Annotated in this window: 15 protein-coding genes; 5 read left to right on the forward strand and 10 right to left on the reverse strand. The window is 70.1% G+C overall.

Translation table 11 applies throughout. The annotated features are described in order from the left end of the window. A partial coding sequence (locus HLA95_RS07690) for a hypothetical protein (protein ID WP_222182937.1) occupies window positions 1-287 on the forward strand: 287 nt, incomplete at its 5' end. Window positions 288-349: 62 nt separating this feature from the next. Here HLA95_RS07690 and HLA95_RS07695 read toward each other — a convergent pair. The 5 genes from HLA95_RS07695 to HLA95_RS07715 are packed head-to-tail and all read right to left on the reverse strand — an operon-like array spanning window position 350 to window position 6,701. Beyond that, window positions 350-1,132, reverse strand: coding sequence for an enoyl-CoA hydratase-related protein (locus HLA95_RS07695; protein ID WP_191059926.1), 783 nt, complete (start codon window positions 1,130-1,132; stop codon window positions 350-352). Next, window positions 1,129-3,159, reverse strand: coding sequence for an acetate--CoA ligase family protein (locus tag HLA95_RS07700; RefSeq protein WP_191059925.1), 2,031 nt, complete (start codon window positions 3,157-3,159; stop codon window positions 1,129-1,131). Before HLA95_RS07700 ends, HLA95_RS07695 begins: the two co-directional genes overlap by 4 nt. After that, window positions 3,156-4,316, reverse strand: a complete 1,161-nt coding sequence (locus HLA95_RS07705; protein ID WP_191059924.1) for an acyl-CoA dehydrogenase family protein — start codon at window positions 4,314-4,316, stop codon at window positions 3,156-3,158. The genes HLA95_RS07700 and HLA95_RS07705 overlap by 4 nt, the downstream gene beginning before the upstream one ends. A 4-nt stretch (window positions 4,317-4,320) precedes the next feature. After that, entirely contained in the window at window positions 4,321-5,805 is a 1,485-nt protein-coding gene (locus HLA95_RS07710) for an L-carnitine dehydrogenase (protein WP_191059923.1), read from the reverse strand. A 14-nt stretch (window positions 5,806-5,819) separates the two neighbouring features. Then, window positions 5,820-6,701 carry a beta-keto acid cleavage family enzyme gene (locus HLA95_RS07715; RefSeq protein WP_191059922.1) on the reverse strand — a complete coding sequence of 294 codons (882 nt, stop codon included), beginning with the start codon at window positions 6,699-6,701 and terminating at the stop codon, window positions 5,820-5,822. 89 nt (window positions 6,702-6,790) lie between these two features. On the opposite strand from HLA95_RS07715, the gene HLA95_RS07720 reads away from it, so the two are divergent. Beyond that, the gene (locus HLA95_RS07720; protein ID WP_222182939.1) at window positions 6,791-7,753 is read left to right on the forward strand and encodes a GlxA family transcriptional regulator; all 963 of its coding nucleotides are present in this window, start codon (window positions 6,791-6,793) and stop codon (window positions 7,751-7,753) included. Window positions 7,754-7,757: 4 nt separating this feature from the next. On the opposite strand, the gene HLA95_RS07725 is transcribed toward HLA95_RS07720, so the two are convergent. After that, on the reverse strand, window positions 7,758-8,006 hold the full coding sequence (locus HLA95_RS07725; RefSeq protein ID WP_191062214.1) for a sulfurtransferase TusA family protein: 249 nt from the start codon (window positions 8,004-8,006) through the stop codon (window positions 7,758-7,760). 71 nt (window positions 8,007-8,077) lie between these two features. Between HLA95_RS07725 and mobB the strand changes: the two genes are divergently transcribed. Together mobB and HLA95_RS07735 are read left to right on the forward strand one after the other, a co-directional pair. Further along, a complete protein-coding gene (gene mobB / locus HLA95_RS07730; RefSeq protein WP_191062213.1) occupies window positions 8,078-8,590 on the forward strand; it encodes a molybdopterin-guanine dinucleotide biosynthesis protein B in 513 nt (170 codons plus the stop codon). A gap of 289 nt (window positions 8,591-8,879) precedes the next feature. After that, window positions 8,880-9,650 carry a VOC family protein gene (locus tag HLA95_RS07735; protein ID WP_222182941.1) on the forward strand — a complete coding sequence of 257 codons (771 nt, stop codon included), beginning with the start codon at window positions 8,880-8,882 and terminating at the stop codon, window positions 9,648-9,650. A gap of 9 nt (window positions 9,651-9,659) precedes the next feature. On the opposite strand, the gene HLA95_RS07740 is transcribed toward HLA95_RS07735, so the two are convergent. Further along, window positions 9,660-10,550, reverse strand: coding sequence for an alpha/beta fold hydrolase (locus HLA95_RS07740; RefSeq protein ID WP_191060402.1), 891 nt, complete (start codon window positions 10,548-10,550; stop codon window positions 9,660-9,662). 258 nt (window positions 10,551-10,808) lie between these two features. On the opposite strand from HLA95_RS07740, the gene HLA95_RS29815 reads away from it, so the two are divergent. After that, window positions 10,809-11,051 (forward strand): DUF1127 domain-containing protein, encoded by a 243-nt coding sequence (locus tag HLA95_RS29815; protein WP_191060401.1) that lies wholly within the window; start codon window positions 10,809-10,811, stop codon window positions 11,049-11,051. Window positions 11,052-11,177: 126 nt separating this feature from the next. Here the strand turns inward: HLA95_RS29815 and HLA95_RS07750 are convergent, their stop codons facing one another. The 3 genes from HLA95_RS07750 to HLA95_RS07760 are packed head-to-tail and all read right to left on the reverse strand — an operon-like array spanning window position 11,178 to window position 15,411. Then, entirely contained in the window at window positions 11,178-11,840 is a 663-nt protein-coding gene (locus HLA95_RS07750; protein ID WP_191060400.1) for a fumarylacetoacetate hydrolase family protein, read from the reverse strand. 17 nt (window positions 11,841-11,857) lie between these two features. Beyond that, window positions 11,858-13,855 (reverse strand): acetyl-CoA carboxylase biotin carboxylase subunit, encoded by a 1,998-nt coding sequence (locus HLA95_RS07755; RefSeq protein ID WP_191060399.1) that lies wholly within the window; start codon window positions 13,853-13,855, stop codon window positions 11,858-11,860. A gap of 23 nt (window positions 13,856-13,878) precedes the next feature. Further along, a complete protein-coding gene (locus HLA95_RS07760) occupies window positions 13,879-15,411 on the reverse strand; it encodes an acyl-CoA carboxylase subunit beta (RefSeq protein WP_191060404.1) in 1,533 nt (510 codons plus the stop codon). Window positions 15,412-15,465 lie beyond the last annotated feature (54 nt).

Consider the following 15,465-nt stretch of genomic DNA (forward strand, 5'->3'; position numbering starts at 1 on the left):
TCGCCGAGGCGCGCCAGTACGGCAAGCCGGTGATCCCGTTCATCTGGCCGCAGATCCACAACTGGAACTCCGACGACGGCCGCAAGTACATGTCGGCCAACTTCTGGAAGACCCAGCTCAAGACCGTCCACGACCTGGCCGATGGCGTGGTGATCTGGGGCTCGATGACCCCGAAGAAGGGGGCCCGCGGCTGGGACAGCTGGAAGAGCGGGGCGCCCTGGTGGAAGGTCACCAAGGAGTTCGCCAAGGCGAACGGCACCGCCAAGTTCAGCGGCTGCAAGGCGTGAGCCGAAGCTAGCCCGAGGCGAGGCCCCTGCCCTTCAGGCAGGGGCCTTCGTCGTCCAGGGCGCTAGCGTCCTCGCCAGATTGGGGCGCGCTTCTCGGCAAAGGCGGTCGGACCCTCGATCGCGTCCTCCGAGCCGAGCATGGCCCGGTAGGCCGGGAGATCCCCGCTCTCCAGCAGCGCATAGGCATCGGCCAGCTTCATGGCCTCTGCGGCACGCGCGACCTCCAGCACCGCCGCCACCGCCAGTGGTGCGCCCTCGGCGATGGAGCGCGCCATGGCCATCGCCTCGGCCAGCAGATCGGCCGGTTCCACCACCCGGTTCACCAGCCCCCAGGCTTCCGCCTCCGCAGCGGCCAGCCGGCGGCCGGTCAGCAACAGCTCGATCGCACGCACCCGCGGCAGGCGCCTTGGCAGGCGCAGGGTCGCGGCATCCGCGATCAACCCTACCCGGGTCTCCGGCAGCCAGAACCGGGCGTGCGCTGCCGCCACCACCAGGTCGCAGCACAGCGCCAGCTCGAAGCCGCCGCCCACGGCCATGCCGTTGACCGCAGCGATGACCGGCTTGTTCAGGCCGGGCAGCCGGGCGATCCCGCCAAAGCCGCCCACCCCGTAGTCGCTGTCGGGAGCCTCGCCGGCCGCAGCCGCGGCCAGGTCCCAGCCCGCCGAGAAGAACCGCTCCCCCGCCCCGGTCAGGATCGCCACGCGCAGGGCCGGATCGTCGCGGAACCGGGCAAACGTCTCGCCCAGCAGCCGGCTGGTCGCGGCATCGATCGCGTTCGCCTTCGGCCGGTCGATCACGACCGTCAGGACCGGGCCTTCGACCGTGACGTTCAGCGGTCCGCTCATGGCTCCACCATCCTCAAAAGGGCATCTGCCGCCACCACGCCCTGCCCTTCCGGCCGGACCAGGATCGGGTTCACGTCCAGCTCCACCAGATGGTGCGCCTCGGCCTGGGCGAACGCCGCGAGGGCCAGGATCGCGGCTACCAGTGCGGGCCGGTCGCCTGGTGCAACGCCGCGATAGCCGGCGAGCAGCCGGCCGATGCGCAGCCCGTCCAGTGCCGCCTCCACCATCGCCCGGTCGACCGGCAGCAGGAGGATGCGGCTGTCGTCCAGCAGCTCGGCCAGCACGCCGCCCGCGCCCAGCACCAGGACCGGGCCGAAGCCCGGTTCGCGGACGATCCCCACGATGACCTCGGCGACGACGTCCGTGATCATCCGCTCCACCAGGAAGTCCGGCCCGAGCGGCGCCATCGACCGGGCCGCGTCCTGGACCTGGTTGGCATCGAGCAGGCCCAGCGCCACCCCGCCCAGCTCCGACTTGTGCGTGACGCTGGGGCTGGCGGTCTTGAGGACCACCGGGTAGCCCAGCTCGTCCGCGGCCGCGCCACAGTCCGCGAGCGTCACCAGGCGTGCCGGCGGCACGGGCAGCCCATGGCGCGCCAGCAGCGCCTTCGCCTGGACCTCCCCCAGCAACACCGGCTGGCCCGCCGCCAGGCCGGGCATGGCACGGAGAGGCGGACCGCATGGCGGGGGGATGGACGCTGCCGCCACCGCTTCCAGCGCCTCGGCGATGCCCTGGAGCGGTGCGGTGCCCTCCTGCAGCAGCCGGCCACGGCGGTCCTCGGGCAGGCATTCGGGCAGGGTCGCGACGACCGCGGCAGCCTGACCGGTCGTTTTAGCCGCCCGGCACCACGCGTCGACGGTAATGTTCCACGAGGACGAGTTGCAGCCCTCATGGGTGGGGTAATCGACGATCAGCAGCGCGGTGTCGAATTCGTTCGCCAGCAAGGCGGAAAACGCCGTCTGGAGGCGGTCGCCCTGGCCCCAGATGAACGTCTGGTAATCCAGGGGATTATCGGGCCGGACCCGCCCGTCCAGGGCTTCTGCCACCGCCTGCGCATGGGCGGGGGCCAGGGGGGGCAGCTCCAGGCCCAGCCGCTCCGCCTGATCGGCCACCAGCCCCGCCTCGCCGCCGCTGCAGGATGCCGAGCAGATCCGCCGCCCGGGTCGCCGGCCATGCACGTGAAGCAGCTTCAGCGTCTCGAGCAGGGCCGCGACGCTCGACACCTGGGCGATGCCCAGCCGCTCGAAATAGGCGTCATAGACCCGTGCCGAACCGGCGAGCGTGCTGGTATGAGTCACGGCCGCCCGCGCACCTGCCGCCGAGCGGCCGGTCTTGAGCACCACGACCGGCTTGCCGGCCGCCTGGACCGCGGTAGCGGCGGCAGCAAAGGCCGGCGGATCGTCCAGGCCTTCCAGATGCAGCCCGATCGCGGTGATCCGCTCGTCCCGGGCGAGATGAGCCAGAAGCGGGGCGGCACCGAGCTGAGCCTGGTTGCCCAGGCTCGCCACCAGCGCGATCGGCACAGAGCGCTGCTGCATGGTGAGGTTGATCGCGATGTTGCCGCTCTGGCTCAGGATCGCGACCCCCCGCTCGATCGGCCGGACCCCATGCTCGTCCGGCCAGAGTGCCGACCGGTCCAGCCCGTTCAGGATGCCGTGGCAGTTGGGGCCCAGCAGCGGCATGTCGCCGGCCGCCGCCACCAGGGCCTGCTGTAATCCTGCGGCCCCGGTTTCGGCGAACTCCGAGCTGAAGCACACCACCCCGCCGCAGTCCTTTACCCGCAGCTCCGCCACGATCGCCGGGCAGGCCGGTGCCGGTACCGCCAGGAACGCGGCATCGATCCCGTCCGGCAGTTCTGCCACCGAGGGTACGGCGGCGATGCCGGCCACCTCGGCACGACTGGGCGAGACCGGATGGATCGTGCCGGCAAAGCCGATCCGGAGAAGCTGGGCGATGGCTGGGCCGGCATAGCGGCCGGCGATCACTGCCACCCGGCGTGGTGCCAGGAGCCGGCCGAGCGGCCTCATGCGCCGAGCGGCCGGAGCATGGCGCGGCTGATGATGTGCCGCTGGATCTCCGAGGTGCCCTCCCAGATCCGCTCCACCCTGGCATCCCGCCAGATGCGCTCCAGCGGCAGGTCCTCCATCAGCCCCATGCCCCCGAAGATCTGCAGGGCCTCGTCGGCGATGCGGCCCAGCGCCTCGCTGGCGGCGAGCTTGGCCATCGCCGCATCCTCGTCGCGCATCATCCGCTGGTCGTGGCGCCAGGCCGCCCACAGCGTCAGCAGCTCGGCCTGCTGCAGCAGGAGCTTCATGTCGGCCAGCTTGAAGCTCACCCCCTGGAACTTGCCGATCTGCTGGCCGAACTGGCGGCGCTGTGCGGCCCAGTCCGTCGCCAGCTCCAGCGCCCGATGCGAGCGCCCGAGGCAGGTCGCCGCCACCTGCAGCCTCGTGGCGCCCAGCCAGTCATTGGCGACCTCGAAGCCCTTGTGCGGCTCGCCCAGCACCTGTTCGGCCGGCAGCCGGCAGTTCTCGAAGCGGAGCCGGCAGTTGTGGTAGCCGCGATGGCTGACCGAGACGTAGCCCGGCAGGACTTCGAAGCCGGGCGTGCCCTTGTCGACCAGGAAGGTGGTGATCCGCTTCTTTCGCCCGCGCGGCGTCTCCTCCTCGCCGGTGGCCGCGAACAGGATCACGAAGTCGGCGAGGTCGGCATGGCTGATGAAATGCTTCTCGCCGTCGATCACCCAGTCCGTGCCGTCCTGGCGCGCCGTGCACTTCATCGAGCGAACGTCCGAGCCGGCATCCGGCTCGGTCATCGCCAGGCAGTCGATCTTCTCGCCGCGGATCGCCGGGAACAGGTAGCGCTCGCGCTGCGCCCCGGTGCAGGCCTGCAGGATGTTGGAGGGCCTGGCCACCAGATAATGCAGCGCATAGGCGGCACGGCCGAGCTCGCGGTCGACCAGGCACATGGAGACGGTATCCAGCCCGCCGCCGCCCAGCCCCTCCGGCATGTTGGCGGCATAAAGGCCGGCCTCCAGTGCCCGGTCGATGACCTGACGGACCAGTTCCGGGCGCACCGCCCGGGTCCGCTCGACCTCCGCCTCGAAGGGATAGAGCTCCTTCTCCACGAAGGCGCGCGTGGTCTCGACCAGCATTTCCTGCTCGCCGGAAAGCCCGAAATCCATGAGTTCAGCCCCTGCGCCGGATGCCGATGGTCCGCCCGGCATGGTCGGGCCGCGGAGCCTCGCGATGGACCGCGAAGATCGCCGTCAGCACCGCCATCACATCCGGCCGGATCGGGGCCGAGCGCTGTGCCTGCGTGTCGACATGCATGAGCATCTGCTCGGTGACGGCGATGCGCTCGCCGGTCACGTCGTGGAACATCTCGTGGAAGAGGTGCAGGCGCTTCTCGTCGAGGTCGAGGATCCGAGTCGTGTAGCGGAGCCGGTCGCCGGCCCCGACTTCCCGGAAGTAATTGATGTGGCTCTCGACCGTGTAGAAGCTGCTGCCGGAGGCCCGGTAGGCCTCGTCGATGCCGATGAAGCGGAACAGCGCGTCGGAGGCGTCGCCGAAGGCCCAGAGATAGGAGCCCTCGGACATGTGCCCGTTATAGTCGACCCAGGACGGGTTCACCCCGCCGCGATAGAGCTGGAGCGGCACGTCGATGCGCGTGCCGGGCGTCCAGCGCGGGTACGCGATCCTGCCGTAGAGCCCGGCTTCGTCGGCTGCCAGCGTGGCGCCGGCCCCCACTTTATGCGGATGCAGTGCCCGGATCACGTCGACCAGTGCTGCGTCGCGCTGGCGCTCCAGCTCCTTGATGCTGCGCCCGGCCGCCTGGGCCTCGCACCCCTCGACCATTCGCTCGATCAGCTCAGGCGTGAGGTCCGGCGCCTTCAGCCTGGTCCACGGCCATTGCAGGGCCGGGCCGAACATCTCCAGCATGGCGCGCATCCCGCCCTCGCCGCCGGCCAGGTGGAAGATCAGGCAGGTGCCCCAGAACGACCAGCGCAGGCCCGGGCCATAGGCGATGGCGGCGTCGATCTCGTCAGTGGAGGCGACACCGTCGTTCACCATGTGCAGGGCCTCGCGCCAGAGCGCCTCCTGCAGCCGGTCGGAGATGTAGCCCTCGATCTCCTTGCGCACCTTGAGCGCGTGCATGCCGATCGACGTGTAGAACGCCATCGCCTGGTCGACCGCCGCCGGGTCGGTCTGCTTGCCGCCCAGCACCTCGCACAAGGGCAGGAGATAGACCGGGTTGAAGGGGTGGCCGATCACCACCCGCCCGGGATGGCGCAGCCCTGCCTGGATCTCGCTGGGCAGGAGGCCAGACGAGGACGAGGCCAGGATCACGTCCGGCCCGGCCACCCGGTCCAGTGCCTGGAACAGCTGCCGCTTCAGCTCGATCCGCTCCGGCGCCGATTCCTGCACCAAGTCGGCGCTGGCGGCGACCTCCTCCAGGCTCCGGACGAAGGTGAGCCTGCCGGGCGGCGGCAGGGGCGCCTGCACCAGCTTGGCCATGGCCGGCCAAGCATTCTCGACATTGGCGCGCAGCAGATCCTCGGCCCCCGGCGACGGGTCGCTCGCGACCACGTCCAGGCCGCGGAACAGGCAGCGCGCGGCCCAGCCAGAGCCGATCACCCCGGTACCGACGAGACCCACCGTCCTGATGGTCATGGCAGTGGCCTCCTTCAGCGCTGCCGCTTCAGGCCGAGCTTCTCGCGGGCCTCGCTCGGCGAGAGGGTCCGCCCGCCCAGGAGGCGGACGATCTCGCAGGCCCGCTGGACCAGGCTCCCGTTGGTGGCGGGTACCCCCTTGTCCAGCCACAGATTGTCCTCGAGGCCGACCCGGACATTGCCGCCCAGCAGCATGGCCTGCGCCACCATCGGCATCTGCATCCGGCCGATCCCGAAGGCGGCGAAATGCGAGCCCGGATGGAGCAGGTCGCGCATTGCGGTCATGGCGCGGATGTCGGCGGGTGCGCCGAACAGGATGCCCATGCAGAGCTGGAACAGGGCCGGCGTCTTGATCAGCCCCTCCTCGATCAGCGTGTTCGCCATCCAGACATGGCCCAGCTCGAACACCTCGATCTCCGGGCGCACGCCGACCTCGCGGATGATCCGCGCCATCTGGCGGAGCTGCTCGGGCGTGCTGACATAGGCGGCGCTCGCGTAATTCATCGAGCCGCAGTCCAGCGTGCAGATCTCCGGCCGCAGCTCCACGACATGGGTCAGCCGGTCCTCGACCGAGGCCATGTCGGTGCCCTCGCCGCCCCGCCAGGGTTCCTGGGGATCCGGCACGAAGTCGCCGCCCATGCCGGCGGTCAGGTTGAGGACGACGTCCACGCCCGAGGCGCGGACCCGCTCCACCACCTCGCGATAAAGATGCGGGGCGCGCGCGGCCTTGCCGGTCTGGGGATCGCGGACATGGATATGGGCGATCGCGGCCCCGGCTTTGGCCGCGTCGATGCAAGCTGAAGCGATCTGCTCAGGGGTGACCGGGATCGCCGGGTGCCTGCCCACCGTGTCGCCGGCGCCGGTGACCGCGCAACTGACGATGACGTCCCGGTTCATGCTGCCGCCTCCCTTGTTCTTGCGGCGAGCTTGGCATGACGCTCTGCTGCCCGTTTGACGAAACCGGCAATCTGCCTGAACTTTGCGGCATGCTCGATCCCGTCACGCGCGCTGCCCCCGATCCGGTTGCGTTCCTGCTGCTGGACCGGTTCTCGATGATGGCGTTCACCTCCGCCATCGAGCCGCTGCGCGTCGCCAATCGTGCCGCCGGCCGCGAGCTCTATCGCTGGCAGATCCTGAGCCTGGACGGGCAGCCGGTGCAGGCGAGCAACGGACTGGCGGTGCTGGCGGACGGGCCGCTGCCCGAGCACCGGACATTCGGCTCGTTGGTCGTGGTGGCGAGCTTTGAGCCGGAACGGTACGTGGTCGGCAGCATGCTCGCGCGGCTGCGCCGGCTGGCCCGGTTCGGCGTGGCGATGGGTGCGCTGGACACGGGCGTGTGGCCGCTGGCGGCAGCAGGCCTGCTGGATGGCTACCGCGCCACCCTGCACTGGGAGGCGGCACCGGGCTTCGCCGCCACGTTCCCGGCAGTCGAGCTCACCGCCAGGCTCTACGAGATCGACCGGGACCGCTTCACCAGTGCCGGCGGCACCTCGCCCTTCGACATGATGCTCCATCTGATCGGCCGGCGGCATGGCGAGACGCTGGCCAAGGCCGTCACCGAGCAGCTGGTCTCGGGCAGCGGGCGGGCCGGCGACCTGCCGCAGCGGCCGCGGATCGGGGCTAGGCTGGGCGTGCGGGACGGCCGGCTCGGGCGGGTGCTGGACGCGATCGAGCAGGATCCGGCGGGCGGCTGGCCGCTGCCGGTCCTGGCCCGCCACGCCGGCCTGTCGGTGCGCGGGCTCACCGGCCTGTTTCGCCGCGAGACCGGCCAGAGCCCGCACCGCTTCCTCCTGGACCTGCGCCTGCGCCAGGCGCGCGACCAGCTCCTCGGCACCGACCGGACGGTGCGCGAGGTAGCGCTGGAGTGCGGCTTTGCCAGCCTGGAGCATTTCAGCCGCAGCTTTCACCGCCGCTTCGGCACCTCGCCCAGCGCGCTGCGCCGGCGCTGACGGCTCAGCCGCGCTCGATCAGGAAGCGGAACAGGCCTGGCTCGATCTCGCCCGCCTCGAGCAGCCGGTGGCCCGCCACCTGCGCGAAATCCGGAAAGTCGCGCAGGGCTGCGGGATCGGTCGCCAGCACCAGCAGAAGCTCGCCCGGCGCCATGGCGAGCAGGCGCTTGCGCGCCTTCAGCACCGGCAACGGGCAGGCCAGATGCCGCGCATCCAGCCGGGCCGGCTCCGGTGACCTCACCGTCTGTTCCATCACCACTGCCGCCTCGCGATCCCGGCGCGGCAGTGGTACGCCCTCAGCCAATCAAGGGCCAGAGGCGGTTCATGCGGATCTTCGGTGTCGTCGGGTGGAAGAACAACGGCAAGACCACGCTGGTCGTGCGGCTGGTCGAGCAGCTCACCGCAAGAGGCTTGCGGGTCTCGACGATCAAGCATGCGCACCACCAGCTCGACCTCGACCAGCCGGGCAAGGACAGCTACCGCCACCGTGCGGCCGGTGCCAGCGAGGTCATGCTGGCGACCAGCCAGCGCTGGATGCTGGTCCGCGAGCTGCGCGAGGCACCTGAGCCGGAGCTGGAGGAGCTGCTCGCCCGGATGACGCCGGTCGATCTGGTGCTGGTGGAGGGCTTCAAGCGCCACCGCCATCCCAAGGTCGAGGTGCACCGGGGCGAGCGCGGCACCCCGCTCCTGGCAGAGGAGGACCCGACGATCGTCGCGGTCGCCGCCGACGTGCCGCTGCCCGGCTGCCCCGTGCCGGTGGTGGGTCTGGACGACGTGGCGGCGGTGGTCGGGATCATCCTGCGGACCTGCGAGATCGAGGCGACGGGTCGGGCGTGATCGGCCGGCGAACGGCGCCGGGCCCATGATCAGCCGTGCTCATATCAACTGTCGGTTGATCTTGACGGGCGGTGTTCGAGGCTGCAACTGGACGGACGCGCTGCTGCCTGCGGAGCTGCAAGGCCATGCCCGAGTTCGACCTGACCCTGGACCATGCGGCCCTGCTGGCCCGCCGCCTCGCCCGGACGGCACCGGCCTTCGAGCGGATGGGCTTCCGGATCGCACCGAGGCTGCCCCACCAGGGCCAGCTCGAGCCCGGCGGCCGGACCCAGGCCTTCGGCACGGCCGGGTGCTGCATCACCCTGGAGGCAGCTATCTGGAGCTGGTCGAGGCCACGGAGGAGACCGCCCATGCCCGGGCGATCGCCGAGCGGGCCGAACGGCGCGAGGGCATCCACTTCGTGGGCCTCGCCACGGACGATCTGACGCGGCTCCACCGGGTGCTGGGTGAGGAACTGCCGGGGCTGGCTGCGCCGCGCAGCCTGGTGCGGGAATGGCCGTTCGGCGATGCGACCCTGCCGGCCAGTTTCCGCCTGACCCAGCTGGACGGCCGGAGCTGGCCGGATGCCGACCTGGCCCTGGTCGAGCATCATTCGCGCGGGGTGATCTGGCCGGACGTGCTGCCGGCGCATCCCAACGGCGCCAGGCGCCTGACCGGGGTGACGCTGGTGGTGCGCGATCCGCAGGCCAGCCGCGGCCGGCTGGCCCGGCTGCTCGGCCGCCCGCACGGGGCGCATTTCCGCCTGGCCCAGGGGCGCCTGTCGGTGATCGACCTGGTGAGCGCCGTCCGGCGCTTTCCCGGCCTGCGCCTGGCCGAGCCGCCCTTCCCGGCGGCACTCGCGGTCGAGGTGGCGAGCCTGCGCCGGGTCGAGGCGCTGCTGCTCCGCAACGGCGTCACCCCCAGGCACAGCGCCAACGGCACGCTCTGGGTCGCACCGGCGGATGCAGGTGGTGCCGTGCTGGAGTTCATGACCGGCCGGGTCGAGCACCGCGCTGTCCAGGTGACGCAGCGCCACCGGATCGCCGGCTCGCCGGACGGGCAGGCGACCGCTCCCGCGTAAGGCGGCGGGTCAGGCCGGCCAGTGCCGGGCGAGAAACTCCGCCAGCGCGCCCTGCGTGCGCTCCGGCTGCTCCTCGGGCAGGAAATGGCCGCAAGCTAGTGCCTGGCCGGTGACCGGACCGGACGCCTTGACCCGCCAGGTGTCCAGCACGTCGAACTGGCGGTGCATCAGCCCCTGCTCGCCCCACAGCACCAGGAGCGGGCAGCCGATTCGGACATCCTGGTCGGCAGCGTCATGCTCCAGGTCCACCGAAGCGGCGGCCCGGTAGTCCTCGCAGGTCCCATGGACAACCGCCGGATCGGTGAAGGCGTGGACATAGGCCGCCACCGCCTCCGGGTGGAACGCAGTCAGGCCCGTGCCCGACCAGCGTTCCAGCTTGGCCCGCACCCAGAAGCCGGGGTCGAGCGAGATCAGCCGCTCCGGCAACGGCGAGGGCTGGCTCAGGAAGAACCAGTGGTAGTAGCCGGACGCCAGCGCCTGGCTGGTCGCGGCAAACACGGTGCGCGTCGGCACGATGTCCAGCACCGCGGCGGCCGCGACCTGTTCGGGATGGTCCAGGCACATCCGGTGCAGCACCCGCCCGCCACGGTCATGGCCGGCCGCGGCGAACCGCCGAAAGCCCAGCCCCGCCATCACCGCCACCATGTCCTTGGCCATGGCGCGCTTGCTGTAGTTCGCATGGTCCGGCGTGCCGCTTGGCGCGCTCGACACGCCGTAACCGCGCAGGTCCGGGCAGACCACGGTGTAGCGCTTCGCCAGATCCGGTGCCACTTGGTGCCACATCAGGTGGGTCTGCGGATAGCCGTGCAGGAGCAGCAAAGGCGGCCCGGAGCCGCCGACCTGCACGAAGATCTCCGCACCGTCCCCCGCCATCCGCCACTTCTCGAAGCCGTCGAGCATTACCGCCTCCACCGCCTCCAGAGGTTTGCCCTAGACATGGTTTTGGCCGCACGAGCCGCCCAGGTGCGAGAGCCGCGATCGGGCCGCCACAGTTACATGACGAAAGCTCCATCTATCATGCAGCAGGATCGATGCTGCATTGCACAAACGTTGGTTCCGGAATGCCCAACGGTTGGCCATATGGGTCAGTGTAAAGTGCATGCGGCAGACACCGGAGCGCCGGTGATCGCTCATGTAACAGTGAAGTAGTATCCAGCCATGTCGATCGAGTTCATCAACCCTTACAGCGTGCTCGCGACCACCGCGGTGGCTTCCTGGCAGCTGCGCAACGCCACCAAGGCGCCTGCGTCCGAGGGTCTGTTCGGGGGCATCAAGCGCTGGTGGCTGTACCGTCAGACCATGAACGAGCTGTCGCGGCTTTCCGACCGCGAGCTCTATGACATCGGTGTGCTGCGCTCCGAGCTCGAGAGCGTGGCATCGAAGGCAGCAGCCGCTCGTTAATGCTCCAGGCGGCGAGCGAGCCGCCATTGCCACGCCCGCTGAGGGCAGAGGCGAGACGATCACGAGGCCGAAGGTGCTACCGCCCTTCGGCCTTTGTCGTTTCCAGGCCCTTTCCGGAAGTCGGGCTCAGCCGGCCGGTGCCGTGATGGCGAAGGTCGCTGCCCCCACGCCCTGGATCGCTACCTCGACCCGGTCGCCCACGACCAGCGGGCCCACCCCGGCAGGCGTACCGGTCATGATCAGGTCGCCGGCCAGCAACCGGTCGTAGCGCGACAATTCGGCGACGATCTCGTCCACGCTCCAGATCATCTCGGCGAGGTCGCCGGACTGGCGCACCTGCCCGTTGACCTCGAGCTCGATCCGGCCCGCGCGCGGGTGCCCCACTTCCGCCGGCGCATGCAGCGTGCCGATCGGTGCCGCACCGATCCAGGACTTGGCGAGCGCCCAGGGCCGCGCCTGCTTCTTGGCGATCGCCTGCAGGTCGCGCCTTGTGAGGTCGATGCCCACCGCATAGCCCGCGATGTGCGAGCGCGCCGCCTCCACCCCGATCCCCGCCCCATCTCGGCCGATCGCCACGACCAGCTCGACCTCGTGGTGCAGGTCCTGGGTCATCGGCGGATAGGGCACCTCCGGCCCGGGGATCAGCGCCTCGGGCGCCTTGGCGAAGAAGAAGGGCGGCTCGCGCGAGTCGTGGCCCATCTCCTTCGCGTGCTCGGCATAGTTGCGCCCGACGCAGAACACCCGGCGGATCTCGAGCGAGCCCCCGGTGGCAAACGGCAGATGGGTCATCGGACTGTCCTCGTTGCTCAGCCGGCCGCGCCGACGAACGTCATCAGCACCTGGTCGGATGCCACCGCATCGCCCGGCGCCACCTTCACGCTCTCGACCACGGCGTCGCGTTCGGCGCGCAGGATGTTCTGCATCTTCATCGCCTCCAGCACGCACAGTTCCTGGCCGGCCTTGACCTCCTGGCCGGGCTCGACCGCCACCGCCACGATCAGCCCGGGCATGGGCGAGGCCAGGAGCCGCGACAGGTCCGGCGGCTGCTTCTTGGGCATGCGCGCGGCGTAATCGGCGGCCGCGCGGGTTCGCACCAGCACCGCCACCTGCGCACCGCGATGGGTCAGGAGATAGCCTTCCGGCCGGCGGTCGACCTGCAGGATCAGCCGGCGGTCATCCACGGTCGCCGTCGCGAGCAGCCGGCCGGGCTGCCAGTCGAGACGGGGCTGCACCACCCGGTCCCCGATCCGGAGCGTCGGCGGGTTGCCGACCGGGTCGTCCAGCCGCACGTCGAACAGCTCGTCGTCCAGCTTCACCCGCCAGTCGGCGACATGGGCAGGCCGCCAGCCCGGCAGCTTGCCGCTGGCGGCCATGGCGTGCTCCGCCTCGATCACCCGCATGGCGACCGCGATCGCGGCCAGGTCCCGCCTGGCCTCGTGCGGCAGCTCGGTGCCCTCGAACCGGTCGCCATATTCCTCGGCGATGAAGTTGGTGGTGAGCCGGCCTTCCAGATAGCGCGGATGGGTGATCAGCGAGGTCAGGAAGGCGATGTTGTGGCTGAGGCCCCGGATCACATAGGCGTCCAGCGCGTCGGCGAGCTTTTCGGCCGCGCTGGCCCGGTCCGCCGCGAAGGCGCACAGCTTCGCGATCATCGGGTCGTAGAACATCGAGACGTCCAGGCCCTCGGCCACGCCGGCATCGACCCGGAGCCCCTCGCCCGCCGGCGGCTGGTAGCGCCGCAGCCTTCCGGTGGAGGGCAGGAAGCCGCGCGACGGATCCTCGGCGTAGACCCGCGCCTCGATCGCCCAGCCGGACAGCTTCACCTCGTCCTGGCGGATCGTCAGGTGCTCGCCCCAGGCGATCCGGATCATCCACTCGACCAGGTCCAGCCCGGTCACCAGTTCGGTCACCGGATGCTCGACCTGGAGCCGGGTGTTCATCTCCAGGAAGTAGAAGTTGCGCTTTGCGTCGACGATGAACTCGACCGTACCGGCCGAGTGGTAGCCCACCGCCTCGGCCAGCGCGACGGCCTGGGCGCCCATGGCCTGGCGGGTCGCCTTGTCCAGGAACGGCGAGGGCGCCTCCTCGATCACCTTCTGGTGGCGGCGCTGGATCGAGCATTCCCGCTCGCCCAGATGGATGGCGTGGCCGTGCTTGTCGGCCAGCACCTGGATCTCGATGTGCCGGGGCTGCTCGACATATTTTTCGAGGAACACCCGGTCGTCGCCGAACGAGGAACGCGCCTCCGAGCGCGCCCGCTCCAGCCCCTCGACCAGCGACCGGTCGTCATGGGCGATCCGCATGCCCTTGCCGCCGCCGCCGGCCGCCGCCTTGACCATGACCGGATAGCCGATCCGCCGGGCGATCCGCAGCGCCTCGTCCGGGTCGGATACCGGCTCGTTGTGCCCGGGCACCACCGAGACGCCGGCCTGGCGGGCCAGGATCTTGCTCTCGATCTTGTCGCCCATCGCCTGGACGGCGGTCATGGGCGGCCCGATGAACACGATCCCGGCCTCGTCCAGCGCCTTTGCGAAGGCCGGGTTCTCGGACAGGAAGCCGTAGCCCGGATGGACCGCCTCCGCCCCCGTCTGCCGGCAGGCCGCCACGATCTTGTCGATGACCAGATAGCTGTCGCGCGCCGGTGCCGGGCCGATCGCCACCGCCTCGTCGGCCATCCGCACATGCAGCGCCTGCGCGTCCGCCTCGGAATAGACCGCGACCGTGGCGATCCCCAGCTTCTTGCAGGTGCGGATCACCCGGCAGGCAATCTCGCCGCGGTTGGCGATCAGGATCTTCTTGAACATGGTGCAGGGTTCCCGCGGCGACGTCAGAGCGGAATGTTGGCGTGCTTCTTCCAGGGGTTGGCGAGCTGCTTGTTCGCCAGCCAGCGCAGCGACTTGCCGATCCGCCGCCTGGTCCCGTGCGGCATGATCACGTCGTCGACGAAGCCGCGCCTGGCCGCCACGAACGGGTTGGCGAACCGCTCGCGATATTCCGCGGTCCGGGCCTCGATCGCCTCCGCATCGCCGGCATCCTGGCGGAAGATGATCTCCACCGCCCCTTTCGGCCCCATCACCGCGATCTCCGCGGTGGGCCAGGCGAAGTTGACGTCGCCGCGCAGATGCTTGGACGCCATCACGTCATAGGCACCGCCATAGGCCTTGCGGGTGATCACCGTGACCTTGGGCACGGTGGCCTCGGCATAGGCGAACAGGAGCTTCGCCCCGTGCTTGATGATCCCGCCATATTCCTGGCCCACGCCCGGCAGGAAGCCCGGCACGTCGACCAGCGTCACGATCGGGATGTTGAAGCAGTCGCAGAAGCGCACGAACCGCGCGGCCTTGATCGAGGCCGCGATGTCCAGGCAGCCGGCCAGCACCATGGGCTGGTTGGCGACGATGCCGACCGTGCTGCCCTCCATCCGGGCAAAGCCGGTGATGATGTTCTTGGCATAGTCCTTCTGCAGCTCGAAGAAGTCCGCCTCGTCCACGATCTTCTCGATCAGCTCCATCATGTCGTAGGGCTGGTTCGAGTTGTTCGGGATCAGCGTGTCGAGCGAGTGGTCGTCCCGCTCGATCGGGTCGACCGCCGGGCGGACCGGCGGCTTCTCCTTGTTGTTGAGCGGCAGGAAGTCGAAGAAGCGCCGGATCTCGTGCAGTGCCTGGATGTCGTGGTCGAAGGCGAGGTCCGCCACCCCTGAGCGCCCGGTATGGGTCCCGGCACCGCCCAGTTCCTCCGCGGTCACCACCTCGTTGGTGACGGTCTTCACCACGTCCGGCCCGGTCACGAACATGTAGGAGCTGTCGCGGACCATGAAGATGAAGTCGGTCATGGCCGGCGAATAGACCGCACCGCCGGCGCACGGGCCCATGATCACCGAGATCTGCGGGATCACGCCCGAGGCCAGCACGTTCTTCTGGAACACGTCGGCATAGCCGGCCAGCGACGCCACGCCTTCCTGGATGCGCGCCCCGCCGCTGTCGTTCAGGCCGATCACAGGCGCCCCGACGCTCACCGCCCGGTCCATGATCTTGCAGATCTTCTCGGCATGGGCCTCGGACAAGGCACCGCCGAACACGGTGAAGTCCTGGCTGAACACGAAGACCAGCCGGCCGTTGATCGTCCCCTGCCCGGTGACCACGCCATCTCCTGGGATGCGCTGGTTCTCCATGCCGAAGTCGACGCAGCGATGCTCGACGAACATGTCGGTCTCCTCGAAGGAGCCCGGGTCCAGCAGGAGCTCGATCCGCTCCCGCGCGGTGAGCTTGCCCCGCTGGTGCTGGTTGCGGACGCGCTTCTCCCCGCCGCCCTGGCGCGCCGCCTGGCGCATCTCCTCGAGCTGCTCGATGATCGTCTGCACGGCCATCCCTGCCAGCGCCTCCCCTGCAAGTCTCAATGCGTCGACCTCATGCGC

It is taken from the genome of Geminicoccus harenae, assembly GCF_019800005.1.
Classification (GTDB): Bacteria; Pseudomonadota; Alphaproteobacteria; order Geminicoccales; family Geminicoccaceae; genus Geminicoccus; species Geminicoccus harenae.

Bases quoted from the DNA above. Each gene is read 5' to 3' on its own strand.
- HLA95_RS07720 (WP_222182939.1), top strand. From the start codon at position 6,791: ATGCTCGATCCCGTCACGCGCGCTGCCCCCGATCCGGTTGCGTTCCTG.
- HLA95_RS07700 (WP_191059925.1), bottom strand. From the start codon at position 3,159: ATGAGGCCGCTCGGCCGGCTCCTGGCACCACGCCGGGTGGCAGTGATC.
- HLA95_RS07715 (WP_191059922.1), bottom strand. From the start codon at position 6,701: ATGAACCGGGACGTCATCGTCAGTTGCGCGGTCACCGGCGCCGGCGAC.
- HLA95_RS07695 (WP_191059926.1), bottom strand. From the start codon at position 1,132: ATGAGCGGACCGCTGAACGTCACGGTCGAAGGCCCGGTCCTGACGGTC.
- HLA95_RS07705 (WP_191059924.1), bottom strand. From the start codon at position 4,316: ATGGATTTCGGGCTTTCCGGCGAGCAGGAAATGCTGGTCGAGACCACG.
- HLA95_RS07740 (WP_191060402.1), bottom strand. From the start codon at position 10,550: ATGCTCGACGGCTTCGAGAAGTGGCGGATGGCGGGGGACGGTGCGGAG.
- HLA95_RS07725 (WP_191062214.1), bottom strand. From the start codon at position 8,006: ATGGAACAGACGGTGAGGTCACCGGAGCCGGCCCGGCTGGATGCGCGG.
- HLA95_RS07755 (WP_191060399.1), bottom strand. From the start codon at position 13,855: ATGTTCAAGAAGATCCTGATCGCCAACCGCGGCGAGATTGCCTGCCGG.
- HLA95_RS07750 (WP_191060400.1), bottom strand. From the start codon at position 11,840: ATGACCCATCTGCCGTTTGCCACCGGGGGCTCGCTCGAGATCCGCCGG.
- mobB (WP_191062213.1), top strand. From the start codon at position 8,078: ATGCGGATCTTCGGTGTCGTCGGGTGGAAGAACAACGGCAAGACCACG.
- HLA95_RS29815 (WP_191060401.1), top strand. From the start codon at position 10,809: ATGTCGATCGAGTTCATCAACCCTTACAGCGTGCTCGCGACCACCGCG.
- HLA95_RS07710 (WP_191059923.1), bottom strand. From the start codon at position 5,805: ATGACCATCAGGACGGTGGGTCTCGTCGGTACCGGGGTGATCGGCTCT.